The sequence below is a fragment of the Erythrobacter cryptus DSM 12079 genome (genome assembly GCF_000422985.1).
Taxonomy (GTDB): Bacteria; Pseudomonadota; Alphaproteobacteria; order Sphingomonadales; family Sphingomonadaceae; genus Erythrobacter; species Erythrobacter cryptus.
Map to the genome: position 1 here is coordinate 1 of NZ_AUHC01000017.1, position 12,907 is coordinate 12,907.

Annotated in this window: 8 protein-coding genes, 1 pseudogene and 1 other annotated feature; of the genes and pseudogenes, 7 read left to right on the forward strand and 2 right to left on the reverse strand. The window is 64.5% G+C overall.

What is annotated here, in order from left to right; translation table 11 throughout:
• Both G524_RS15680 and G524_RS16645 read right to left on the reverse strand, forming a co-directional pair.
• A partial coding sequence (locus tag G524_RS15680; RefSeq protein ID WP_211219330.1) for a transposase occupies positions 1-281 on the reverse strand: 281 nt, incomplete at its 3' end.
• Between the two features lie 34 nt (positions 282-315).
• Positions 316-1,001 (reverse strand): annotated as a pseudogene (locus G524_RS16645) (IS3 family transposase); the annotation flags it as partial.
• Positions 604-720 (reverse strand) — a sequence feature (AL1L pseudoknot). (Overlaps the previous pseudogene by 117 nt.)
• A gap of 601 nt (positions 1,002-1,602) precedes the next feature.
• On the opposite strand from G524_RS16645, the gene G524_RS0110725 reads away from it, so the two are divergent.
• The 7 genes from G524_RS0110725 (at position 1,603) to G524_RS0110755 (ending at position 12,855) form a co-directional block, all read left to right on the forward strand.
• Complete coding sequence (locus tag G524_RS0110725; RefSeq protein WP_156894075.1) at positions 1,603-2,520, forward strand: hypothetical protein; 918 nt, start codon at positions 1,603-1,605, stop codon at positions 2,518-2,520.
• A gap of 3 nt (positions 2,521-2,523) precedes the next feature.
• Entirely contained in the window at positions 2,524-3,138 is a 615-nt protein-coding gene (locus G524_RS0110730) for a hypothetical protein (RefSeq protein WP_027443717.1), read from the forward strand.
• A 145-nt stretch (positions 3,139-3,283) separates the two neighbouring features.
• Positions 3,284-5,017 (forward strand): SIR2 family protein, encoded by a 1,734-nt coding sequence (locus tag G524_RS0110735; RefSeq protein ID WP_027443718.1) that lies wholly within the window; start codon positions 3,284-3,286, stop codon positions 5,015-5,017.
• Positions 5,014-6,429, forward strand: coding sequence for an argonaute/piwi family protein (locus G524_RS0110740; protein WP_027443719.1), 1,416 nt, complete (start codon positions 5,014-5,016; stop codon positions 6,427-6,429). Before G524_RS0110735 ends, G524_RS0110740 begins: the two co-directional genes overlap by 4 nt.
• A 746-nt stretch (positions 6,430-7,175) precedes the next feature.
• On the forward strand, positions 7,176-8,444 hold the full coding sequence (locus tag G524_RS0110745) for a TolC family protein (RefSeq protein ID WP_027443720.1): 1,269 nt from the start codon (positions 7,176-7,178) through the stop codon (positions 8,442-8,444).
• Positions 8,441-9,613 carry an efflux RND transporter periplasmic adaptor subunit gene (locus G524_RS0110750; RefSeq protein WP_027443721.1) on the forward strand — a complete coding sequence of 391 codons (1,173 nt, stop codon included), beginning with the start codon at positions 8,441-8,443 and terminating at the stop codon, positions 9,611-9,613. Before G524_RS0110745 ends, G524_RS0110750 begins: the two co-directional genes overlap by 4 nt.
• Positions 9,614-9,618: 5 nt before the next feature.
• The gene (locus tag G524_RS0110755) at positions 9,619-12,855 is read left to right on the forward strand and encodes an efflux RND transporter permease subunit (RefSeq protein WP_027443722.1); all 3,237 of its coding nucleotides are present in this window, start codon (positions 9,619-9,621) and stop codon (positions 12,853-12,855) included.
• Positions 12,856-12,907 lie beyond the last annotated feature (52 nt).

The window sequence follows — 12,907 nt, forward strand, 5'->3', positions numbered from 1 at the left end:
AGCTGCGGATCGAAGCTGCCCTGCCGGTCGCGCGGGATCTCGATCTCGATCTTACCGGTGTCCGTGGCAACCGTCTTGCGGCCATAGCCATTGCGGCTGTTGCCAGCCTGCTCTTCGTGGCCGAGATGATGATCCATCTCGGCATTAAGCGCGCGTTCGGCCAAGGCCTTCTTCAGCGAATCCAGCAAGCCGCCTTGCTGCAAGGCCGCAGCAGCATCACCGCCAGCCAAAAGTTGATCCAGCAAATCAGACGGGATCACAGGTTCTTTGCGTCGAGACATAGTGGGACTCCTTCTTACCCATTATGCCCGCCCACACACGAAATTCCTGACAGTCCGCGGCCTTGTCGCTCACCGTCGTCTTGACCGGCTTACCGCGGATCACGCCTTGCAGGCCCAGATCCCGCATCAGCCGTTCGACCGTGCAGCGGGCAATATCGAAGCCCTCGCGCTGCATCTGGCGCCACACCTTGCGCACACCGTAGACCTTGAAGTTGGCATCGAATACGCGGCGCACTTCCACCTTCATCGCCTCGTCGCGCTGAGCGCGTGGCGACAGACGCGACGGATCGCAGCGCTGTGCCACACGCTCGTGGTAGGTGGATGGGGCGATCGGCAGAACCCGGCAGATCGGCTCGACCCCATACTCACCGCGATGCTCATCAATGAAGCTCGTCATCGCTTGAACGGGCGGTCGAGCTCCGCCTGGGCAAAATATGCAGAAGCCTTGCGCAGGATCTCGTTGGCCTGCCGCAGCTCCCGGTTCTCGCGTTCCAGCGCCTTCAGCCGGTCGGCCACCTCGACCGGAACGCCGGCACGCTTGCCGCTGTTCACCTCGACCTTCTTTACCCACTCCAGCAGCGTGTGACCCGAGCAGCCAATCATCGCCGCTATGGATGTGACCGCTGCCCACCGGGAGGGATAATCGCCCTCCTGGTCCAGCACCAGGCGGACCGCCCGCTCACGCACCTCAGGGGAAAACTTGTTCGTCGTCTTGCTCATCGTGGACCCTACCTCTCAGGAGTTAGGGCCTCCGGCAATCCCGGGGCGGTTCACATCCGCCGCAGCACAGTCTCTCTCATCAGGCCAAAGCTGGAGCGGATCGGCGCATGGGAGACGCAAGGTCGGCTAATGTTGGGCCACATCCGACCGAACGTCTCGGACAAGTATGCCACCCCCTATCATGCAGAATATCTGATCGACGCGCTTCGACTGACCGAGGAGTTGATCGACCGCATCGAAGCCGCTGCCCCAGGGGCGTTCTCGTCGGATTAGCCAGGATTTCGCCGGAGTTTCGCCGGAGCTTGGCAAGCTGGCAATTCAGAAAACGGCGGAAAAGCTGGCGCCCCGCCCTGGATAAGCATAACGAATACGAGTCGCCGTTTGCACTACTATAGAACCGCCGCCGGGCACCGGTAGCTGCCCTATGGCGTAGTGCGCCGCCGCTGATTATTCGAGTAGCTTCGATGGTGGGATCAACGGCCCACACTTTCGAGCCTCCCGATGGCAAGCTGCCTCTGCCGCCGATGTAGATAGCGCTTTGTCGGTTTGCGTAGTGCAATTACCTCGGCGGATGAGGGGAACCAGATTGAATCCTTGGCCAGTGATACCCGCCGATGTTGTCGCTTGGTTCCGCGGTGTCTTCGCGGACGCAAACCGCCGCGTGTGCGAACGTCTGGTCAATCTCCCCAACATCCGCGAGACATCGCTCGATGACGGTTTGATTGAAGCGCTGATCCCCGACAGCGCGCCGACGCTCCTTCCTTCGGGTGCGATCATCCGCATGGATACTCACAACATCGGTGGTTTGCGGCGCTTAGGCGCTCCCCATTGGGATTGGGACTTTCCGCAACGCCGGCGTTGGGAAACGGCGGATATTGCGATCCTCGTCTTCGTCTATCGACGCGACAAGCTGGTGGCGAAGAAGATTGGCCTGCTCCAGTCCAAGCGCCTCTTTCCGACCAACCATGATGTCGAGGACGAGGATGAAATTGGCTTCCTTCATGGCATGAATGCATTCATCCGCCGCGACGGGCAGCAAGCAGCCGCCGCGCTCCACCGAACCTACAGCTTCGACGAAAGCTGCACCTTCGCCGCAATCCAGGCTGGACACCGACAGGTCGAGCTGATCGACACGCTCAATCGGGATTTCGGCAAGGCCGTCTTCTACCTGCTCTACGCACCGCCTGAGCTTCCCTACGCAATTACCTATCCCCTGCGACAACGAATCCGCGTTGACGACATTCCGGTTGGAAATCGGGTGGTCGATGCCGACAACGTCCACCGTGCCCTTGCAGAACTCAATGACGGCCAATCTCCTACCTTCAGCCTGTTGAAGTCCGCCTGCGTTGGGCGGGATTGGCCGCTCGAAACTTGGGCTGCCGATCTGCTGCTGACCTGTCAGGTTGGACAGCAATTCGATGACAGCAACGACGATCGCGTCCGCTATTTCCTCGAACGCCGATCGGGCCCCATTGGAGCGGCTCTCGCCGCATCAATTACCCTGCCGGACGAGGTCTGAACCATGCGAAGTGGCGATATCCCCTTCAAGTTCGATCTGACCGATCTCCTCGCCCGCGCTCGCCGCCAAGTCACTGGCCGGCTGGGGGACGTCACCTTGAACTTGCCTTTCATCAGCATTGCGGTCAGCCCTCAAGATCGCGAGCGCCGGATGGCGCGCGAGATCGTCCTCCGTTTGCGCGATCGGCGTGTCCTATCCGCGTGGGAATGTTGTGACGATTGCATCGAGAAAGCCCTCACCTCGCTCAACGAAATCCGCCAATTTATCGTCGACAAAGAGGTGGAACTCGCCGAATTGCAGGACGGACCGCTGTTCCTTCTGCTTGAAGCGATGGCGGCTGGGATTCGACAGTTTATGACTTTCGAGGAGCTGTTGCGGCGAGACAAGGATGCGCCCCTGCATCCACGGTTCGGCGAGTTTCATCGACCGCCCGACGTGCGCCAAGCCTATTTCGACGATCTCGAAATCTTGCGCGGACACCTGAGCCGGTGCCTCGGGCAAATCGCGCTCATTGCCCGCATGCCCGTGCCGACCGAGGGCATCATCGAGAACTATCAGGGGCCGTGGCAGCTAGAAGCCTATGAGGCTCCCCATCGGCTGCCAGCACCGCCCGAATGACCTGCGCCGCGGCTGCGCGGAAGCCCACGTGCTTACAGGAGGTAGCATCGCTTCCCGCAGCTACCGATCACAAGGTTGAGCCGAGAGAACCATTAGAGAACAAAATCTGCTGGCGAAGGCTCGTGGATCGGTTAGGCATAGTCCGATGGAGAGCATAACGAGCCTGAGCGAGCTATCGAGCGATGATTTTGCGCGGCGCTTTGCGCTGCGACCAGGCCAGTTGATGTGGTTGCTCGGCGCGGGCGCGTCAGTGTCCGCTGGTATTCCAAGCGCTTGGGATATGATCTGGCAGTTCAAGCAGACCTTATTCGTCGCCCAGCGCAAGGCGTCGCCGCAGAGTGTCGCCGATCTCGGCAATCCGGCTATCCGCGCGTTGTTGGACTCGCATATTGCGAGTTCCGAGCGACTACCCCCGCCGGGTTCGCCGGACGAATACGCGGCGCTGTTCGAAGCAACCTACCCGGTGGAGCGCGACCGCACGACTTTCATTCAAGGCATGATTAGCGGCGCGAAGCTGGCCTATGGCCATCTTGCTCTCGCGTCACTTCTAAAAGCGGGCCACACTCAACTCGTCTGGACTACCAATTTCGACCACTTGATAGAAGATGCCTGCGCGAGAACGTATGGCACAACGGGCACGTTGAGCATCGTTGCACTCGACGCTCCGGAATTGGCAGGGCAATTGATCGGCGCGCAGAAATGGCCGATCGCAGTAAAGTTGCACGGCGATTTCCGCTCGCGTCGGCTTAAAAACACAACCGATGAGCTGCGCCAGCAGGATGCCGCGCTTCGTCAGCAGCTCGTGGATGCCTGCCGCCGATCCGGCCTCGTAGTCGCCGGCTACAGCGGACGCGACGATTCAGTGATGGACGCACTTGAAGCGGCACTCGATCAGCCGGGCGGTTATCCTGGTGGACTGTTCTGGCTGCATCGCGGTAGCGATCCACCGCTTGAACGGGTCATCCGACTTCTCAAGTGCGCCAACGACGCGGGTGTTGAATGCGGGCTGGTGCGGATTGAGAGCTTCGACGAGATATTACGTGATCTGGTGCGGCTGCTGCCCGCGCTCGACACATCTGCTCTCAACGCGCTGGCAACGGGACGGTCGCGCGTGTCAGGCGCTCCCGAGCCCTCGGGCCAGCGAGGCTGGCCCCTCATTCGGCTCAATGGGCTTGCCGTCACCATCCCGGCCAATTGCCGCAAGCTGGTATGCACGATCGAGGGTGTCGCGGCGGCGCGCGCGGCGGTCGCCGAGGCCAACGCGCGCCTGATCGTAACCCGCACCCAAGCGGGGGTGCTCGGCTTCGGAAGCGATGCTGAGTTCCATCGAGTGTTCGACCCGTTCGGAATCACTGCTTTTGATCTGGCCACCTTCGAAAAGCGGCGCCTGCGCTATGAGTCTGGCGAACGCGGCCTGCTACGCGACGCCTTGGTAGAGGCGCTGTGTGCCGCCAAGAATGTTCGTGCGATCCGCCGCCGTAGCGCTGATTTGCTCGTGCCAGTAGATCCCGCCGACAGCGCATGGGATGGGCTTCGCGGGATAACTCGTCAGACGACTGGCGCTGTGCCCAAACACCCGAACCTGAAATGGCACGAGGGGGTCGGGGTCCGGCTTGACTGGGCGGACGACGGTCTGTGGCTGCTGCTTGATCCAAAGATCGTGTTCGAGGGCGTAACAGACGAGACTAAGGCGATCACCGCCGACTTCGCGCGCGAGCGGACGGTGAAGCGTTATAATCGTGACCTGGATCGGCTCATCGACTTTTGGGCAAAGCACCTCGCCGGCGAAGCGCTTCCGGCGCTTTCGATTGGCGACGGGATTGATGCGCGCTTCGCCGTTGGGAAGAACACGGCCTTCTCTAAGCTGGTGCAGCCATGACGAGCGAGATCGCGCCCACCATATGGTATCCCGAGCCCGAGCTGGTGTTTCATCCCGAGCGGACGAGCGAACGCGACATCCATCCGCTGCGCGGGCTCAAGCGTTTCGGCCCCCATTCGCGCGGATTGGTGCAATCACCGATCCGAGTGGCGACATTGGCGCCGGCCGGCGAGTCAGAACGCCTGTTCGCGTTCATGCGCGAGCTGAGCCAAAGCGTGCGCCCGGTCGAGCGAACCGACTATCTGCCGGACTGGCCGGGCTTCAATACGGTGTTTGACATGCGCGTGACGGCGGCAGCCAAGAAATGCCGTGTCGAGCTGGACGGATCGTTTGAGAGCGAGATGGCACAATCGGCGATGCCGCACGTGTTGCTCGCTGAACAGCTCGTCCGTGCAATCCAGCCGCTTGAAGCGTTCCGTAGCGAGTTCGATGTCTTGTTCATCTACCTGCCGCAGCGATGGGAGCGTGGCTTCTACGGCGTGGGGGACGATTTCGATCTCCACGACCATCTCAAGGCTTACACGGCCGCGCGCGGGATGCCGATCCAGATCGTGCGTGAAGACAAGGCACTCGCTTATCGCTGCCGTGCGAGCGTGATGTGGCGAGTGGGCCTGGCGCTATATGCCAAGGCCGGCGGCGTTCCCTGGAAGCTAGCCGATGTCGATCCAGAGACCGCCTATATCGGCATTTCCTATGCGGTGCGGTCGAACGGTGCCGACAAACCGCGGTTTGTGACCTGTTGCAGCCAGGTGTTCGACGCGGAGGGCGCTGGCCTCGAATTTATCGCCTACGACACCGCCGACGTGCAGGTGCAGCGCGACAATCCCTTTTTATCACAGGCCGAGATGTTCCGGGTCATCACGCGGTCGATGACGCTATATCGTCACCGACATGGTGGACGCTCACCACGGCGGGTGATGGTCCACAAGTCGACCGAGTTCAAAGACGCCGAAGTGCTCGGCTGCTTCGAGGCGTTGCCGCTGTGCGAGGCGGTCGACTTGATTCAGGTTGTCGAGGATGTGGGCTGGCGCGGCGCGCGTTGGGAACGCGATCAGGCCAATCCGGGAGGTCAGGCGGCGGCATTTCCAGTCAAGCGCGGCTCATTGATCGGGCTTGGCGAGCGCGAGGCGCTGCTGTGGATGCACGGTGCCGTCGAGACTCTTGGGCCGAAAACCTATTTTCAGGGTCAACGCGGCACGCCGCGTCCGATCCGACTTGTCCGCCATGCCGGGCACGGCACGTGGGACGACAGCGCCCGCGCGGCACTCGCCTTGTCGAAGATGAACTGGAACAACGACGGGCTGTATGATCCGCTACCCGTAACGATGAGCTATGCGAAGGTTCTTGCGCGTGTCCTTAAGCGCATGACGAATCTGGGCAGCACGCCCTACCAGTTCCGATTCTTCATGTAGGGAGAACGGGTTTCACCGGGTAGGATTCGAACTTTTTGCCGCCAGCGACCGTCGTGCCTACGATCATGCAAATCCTGAGTTTTCGCAGATCGTAGCCTGTGCGGCTTACGCGCATAAACGGCGGCCGACGGCGGAATTTGGTGCTCCGCACCGGATAAACATAACGAATATATCTCGCCGTTTGCACTACCCTAGTGCCGCTTCGTGACGACTCCCACCGCCCTGAACCGGCGAGAGTGACCGCAAGCCCTACCCGGTCCTGGGAAGTAGGGTCACGCTGGTTCCGTGAGTTTGCCGGAGACAAAGGGATGGTTGTCAAAGCGGCGGTTCCGTGCTAAGAACTGCGAATGGCTCGCATTTTGGCAACGATCATGATGTGCTTCGTTGCGCTGTCGGTGACAGCGGGCGCGGTCTCGCATGCCGTGGAGCCAGTTGTTGTCTGCCTCGAATCGGACGTGGTTTCAGGCTCTGGCCACGATGCCGGCGGAAGCGAGCAAGCGCCTTCCAGCGATAACAAAGCCACGCCGCACCAGCATGGCGGATGTCACGGGCATCATCAGGTCGCCCCGCCGGTTGACGACGGGGTCGGCGCCAGTTTGTCGCTGTCGGCGTCGCCGCCCTCCATCGGCAACGCCAGAGACCTCGTGTCGGCTGGCACAGACCCAGCACTCCGCCCTCCAAGAGCCTGACGACTCCAACCTAGCCCCGTCTGCGGGGCTTTCCGGAATCGTCAGGAGTCTTCGATCATGCACCGATTGCTCGCGGCCGTGTTGGCCGCGATGGCTTGCGCGAGCGTCGCGCAGGCCCAAGAGCCGCCGCCAGCGGAAGCTGGCCAATCCTTCACACTAGACCAAGCGCTGGAATTGGCGGGCGCGGTCTCGCCGTCGCTGGAGGCCGCATCGGCCGACGTGCGGGCGGCAGAAGCCGGTCGCCGCGTGGCTGGTCTGCGCCCCAATCCAAGCGTCACCGTCGAAGCCGAAAATGTGGCCGGCTCCGGCCCCTATCGGGGCATCGACAGCGTGGAGGCGACGACTTCCCTCACGTTGCCGATCGAGCTTGGCGGCAAGCGATCGGCGCGGATCGCCGTCGCCAATGCGCGCAGTGATCGAGCGGCTATCCAGGCGGCGATCGCGCAGGCTGATCTCCGGCTGTCGGTCGTCCGCGCCTATGCCGAAGCCGCCGCCGCAGAGAGGCGGCTTGTAACGGCGCGCGATCAAGTGCGTATCGCGACGGAGGCGCTGCGCGCCGCGCAGGTTCGCGTCCAGGCGGGCCGAGCCTCGCCGATCGAGGTCCAGCGCGCCGACGTGGCTCGCGTCAATGCCGAGACGGCCCTTGCCCGCGAAGAACGCGCCGTCGAGGTTGCGCGCTACAGCCTCTCACGGATTGTCGGGCAACCGATCACAGGGCCGCTCGATGCGGGCTGGTTCGGCCAGGTGCCGGCAGGCTATGGGCCGCTCCGTCCGATCGAGAGCGCCGGCACATTGGCGCTCGCTGCGGCCGACGCCGACCTCGCCATAGCCGACGCAGGGGTTCGGCTCGCCCGTTCGCAGCGTGTGCCCGATCTAACTGTTGGCGCCGGCGCCCGTCGGTTCGAGCAGACCAACGACACGGCGGCGATCTTCAGCCTGTCGATCCCGCTCCCGCTGTTCAACAATGGGCGCGCGGCGCTGTCACAGGCTTCGGCCGAACGGCAGCGGGCAGAGGCGCAACGCCGGGTCACCGCGCTCGACGTCGATCAGGCCATCGCCCGCGCACAAGCGGACGCTGCCAATGCCGCGACCAGCGCCGCGACCGCGAGCGGTCCTGCGCTGGCGGCGGCCGAGGAAGCCGCCCGCATCGCCCGCATCGGCTACCGGGAAGGCAAGTTCGGCCAGCTCGACCTGCTCGACGCCGAACGCACGCTTGCCGAGACGCGCGCAGCCGCAATCGACGCGCTGCTCTCCTACCACATCGCCCAGGCGCAGCTCGAGCGGCTGACCGCACGCGCGCCGACTACCCAGGGGGAAAACCCATGAAGACCCGTTTTGCAGCGGTCCTGCCGCTCACCCTCGCCGCCGCCCTCGCTGTCGCGGGATGCTCCGGCGGCGACCCCGCGCCGGAGAACGCCGATGCCGGGAACACCGCGCAAGCCGGCAAGGAAGGCGGTCACGCGGAAGAAGAAGGCGAGATCGAGTTGACGCCGCAGCAGATACGCGCGGCAGGCATCGAGCTGGTCCGTGCGGTGCGCAGCGGTGGTGGCGCGCTCACGCTGCCGGCGACGATCGAAGGCGATCCGCAAGGCATGCAGGTGGTGTCGGCCACGATCGGCGGGCGCGTGGTGTCGCTCACCCGCAATCTCGGTCAATCGGTCGGCCGGGGGCAAACGCTCGCGGTGATCGAAAGCCGTGAGGCGGCGTCGCTTAACGCCGAGATCGAGGCAGCACGCGCCAGGCTCGGACTTGCTGAATCCAATCTTCGCCGCGAACAGCGCCTGTTCAACGAGCGCGTCTCGCCCGAGCAGGATCTGATCGCCGCACGAACGGCGGCGACCGAGGCGCGGATCGCGTTGCGCCTCGCGCAGCAGCAGGTCGCCGCGGCCGGTGGCCAAGGCGGCGCGCTCAACCGCGTCAGCATTGCATCGCCGCTGTCCGGCCAGGTGGTCGCGCGCAGCGTGACGCTCGGCCAGACGGTCGCGGCCGGCGCGGAGTTGTTCCGGGTCGCCGATCTTTCGCGCGTGGCGGTCACGCTCGCCCTCTCGCCGGCTGATGCCGGCAGGGTGCGGCCGGGATCGGACATCGAGGTCGTCGCGGGGGAACGCAGGTCGGTGGCGAGGGTCGATTTTGTCTCGCCGATCCTCGACGAGGCGACGCGGCTCGTGACGGTGATCGCGGTGATCGACAACCGCTTGGGCCAATGGCGGGTCGGCGAGCCGGTGACCGCGTCGATCCGGCTGGCCGGCGGCGATGCCGGCGCCGGTTCGGTGCTGGTCCCGCAAAGCGCGGTGCAGACCGTCGAAGGCCGACAGATGGTGTTCGTGCGCACCGAGCACGGCTTCCGGGCAACCCCGGTCACGCTCGGCGCGCCCAGCGGCGACAATGTGGCCGTGACCTCGGGCCTTCGCGGCGACGAACAGCTCGCCGGCGCCAACAGCTTCACCCTCAAGGCCGAACTCGGCAAGGGCGAAGCCGAGCATGGAGGCCATTGACCGCCATGATCGACCGCATCGTCACATTCTCCGTCGAGCGCCGCTGGTTCATCCTGCTGCTGACGCTCATCGCCGCGGTGATCGGCGGCTGGGCCATCAGTCGCCTGCCGATCGACGCCGTTCCCGACATCACCAACAATCAGGTGCAGGTGAACATCACCGCGCCGGCGCTCTCGCCCGAGCTGGTCGAGAAGCAGGTCGCCTTCCCGATCGAGAACGCGCTCGCGGGCGTTCCCGGCCTTGAATACACGCGGTCGCTGAGCCGCAACGGCTTTGCGCAGGTCACGGCGGTCTTCTCGGATTCGACCGACATCTACTTCGCCCGCCAGCAGGTTGCCGAGCGGCTGCGGGTCGCCGAGGAAAGCCTGCCCGAGGGTGCGGTCCCGACCATGGGGCCGATCGCGACCGGCCTCGGCGAAGTCTATATGTGGACGGTCCATCTCGAACATCGCCGGGAGGACCGGCACCGGCCCGGCGAGCCGGGCATCCAGCCCGACGGCAGCTACATCACGCCCGAAGGCGAGCGGCTCGTCACCGAAGCCGACAAGGCGACCTATCTGCGCACCGTGCAGGACTGGATCGTCGCTCCGCTGCTCAGGAACACGCCCGGCCTCGCCGGCGTGGACTCGATCGGCGGCTATGTGAAGCAGTTCCAGGCCGTGCCGGACGTGCAGCGCCTCGCCGCCATCGGCATGAACCTGTCCGACCTCGCCCGCGCGCTCGAAGAGAACAATGTCGGCGTGGGCGCCGGCGTCGTGAACCGCGGCGGCGAAGGTCTGGCAGTCCGATCGGATGCACGCATCCGCAATGTCGGAGAGCTGGCGAGCACCGTGATCGCGACGCGCGAAGGCGTGCCGATCCGGCTTGATTCGGTGGCGCAGGTGCGCCTTGGCCAGGCGATCCGCTACGGCTCGGCGTCGGAGAATGGCGAGGAGGTCGTCGTCGGCACCGCGATCATGCGGATCGGCGAGAACAGCCGCACCGTCGCATCGGCAGTCGCCGAGCGGCTGAAAGAGATCAACGCCTCGCTTCCGACCGATGTCGTGGTGCAGCCGGTGCTCGACCGCACCGCGCTGGTCAATTCGACCATCAAGACGGTCGCCAAGAATCTCACCGAAGGCGCGCTGCTCGTCATCGTCGTGTTGTTCGTGCTGCTCGGCAACTTCCGGGCCGCGCTGATAGCGGCGCTGGTGATCCCGATCACCATGCTGATGACCAGCTTTGGCATGCTGCGCGGCGGCGTCTCGGCCAACCTGATGAGCCTTGGCGCTCTGGACTTCGGCCTGATCGTCGATGGCGCCGTCATCATTGTTGAAAATGCGCTCAGGCGCATCGCAGAGCGGCAGCATCACTATGGCCGCACGCTCAGCCTCGACGAGCGGCTGTCGGTCGTCGCGACGGCCGCGCGCGAGATGATCCGCCCGTCGGTGTTCGGGCAGGCGATCATCATCCTCGTCTATGTCCCGCTGCTGACGCTCACCGGCGTCGAGGGCAAGACGTTCACGCCGATGGCGCTCACCGTCATCATCGCGCTCGTCTGCGCCTTCGTCCTCTCACTCACTTTCGTGCCGGCGATGCTGGCGATCTGGCTGTCCAAGCCGGTGGAGGAGAAGGAAGGCCGCATCATGGCCTGGCTCAAGCGCAGATATGAGCCCGGATTGGACCGGGCCATGAAGCGCCCGAACATGACGATGGGGATCGGCCTCGGCGCGTTTCTTGCCGCCATCCTGACCTTCTCCTTCCTCGGCCAGGAGTTCCTGCCCCAGCTCGATGAGGGCGATCTGACTGCGCAGGTGCTGCGCATCCCCGGCACATCGGTCGATCAGAGCCAGGCGATGCAATCGCGCATCGAACGGGAGATCGCGCGGCTGCCGGAGGTGCGATTCGTGTTCTCCAAGACGGGCACGGCGGAGCTGGCCTCCGATCCAATGCCGCCCAACATCTCCGACACCTTCATCATCATGAAGCCGCGCGACGAGTGGCCAGACAGCAACCTCTCGAAAGCCGAGTTGGTGGCCAAGGTCGAGCGCGTGCTCGAAGGGCTGCCCGGCGGCGCGTTCGAGATCAGCCAGCCGATCCAGATGCGGTTCAACGAGCTGATCGCCGGCGTGCGGGGCGATGTCGCGGTCAAGGTGTTCGGCGACGATACCGAGGCGATGACCGCGACGGCAAACCGGATCGCGGCGATCCTCAGGCAAACCCAAGGCGCGACCGATGTGCGCGTCGAGCAGACCGAGGGTCTGCCGATGCTCGACATCCGCCCACGCCGCGACATCATGTCGAGGCTCGGGATCACGGCGCGCACCGTGCAGGACACGGTGTCGGCGGCGATCGGCGGCCGCGACGCCGGCATGATCTTCGAGGGCGATCGTCGCTTCGCCGTCACGATCCGGCTATCGGATGCGGCCCGAGCCGATCTCCAGACGCTGGGCCAGGTGCCGGTGCCGCTACCCGACGGCGGTTTCGTGCCGTTGCAAAGCGTTGCCGAGATCGGCGTCACGGACGGTCCCAACCAGATCAGCCGCGAGAACGGCAAGCGGCGTGTGGTCGTTCAGGCCAACGTGCGTGGGCGCGATGTCGCCAGCGTCGTGGCGGACGCGCAAGCTGCGATCGAAAGCCAGGTTCGGCTCCCCGCCGGGCAATATCTCGATTGGGGCGGCCAGTTCGAGAACCTCCAGTCGGCCAGCCAGAGGCTCATGCTGGTCGTGCCGGCCTGCTTCGCGCTCATCATCCTGCTGCTCTACGGCGCATTGGGTAGCGTGCGCGACGCGGCGATTGTCTTCACCGGCGTGCCGCTGGCGCTGGTCGGGGGTGTGCTAGCGCTCGCTTTGAGGGGCATGCCCTTCTCGATCTCGGCGGCGGTCGGGTTCATCGCCCTGTCCGGCATCGCCGTGCTGAACGGCCTCGTCATGGTCTCGTCGATCCAGGACCTGATGGCGCGCGGCATGGACCGCGCCAGGGCCGCCCATGAAGGCGCGATGATGCGATTGCGGCCGGTCGTCATGACGGCGCTGGTGGCGAGCCTCGGCTTCGTGCCGATGGCGATCGCCACCGGATCGGGCGCGGAGGTGCAGAAGCCGCTCGCCACCGTGGTGATCGGCGGCCTGATCTCGGCGACCCTGCTCACGCTGTTCGTGCTGCCGACGCTCTACGCCCGCTATGGGCGCAGGGAAACGGATATCCCGGCACGGGAGGAGCGGGACGACGCGCCACCTGCTGATCCGGTCGAGGCTCCGCTGTGAGTCTCGACAATCATCGCACCCTTGTCTTCGCCGTCCGGGCTGAACGGCGGGC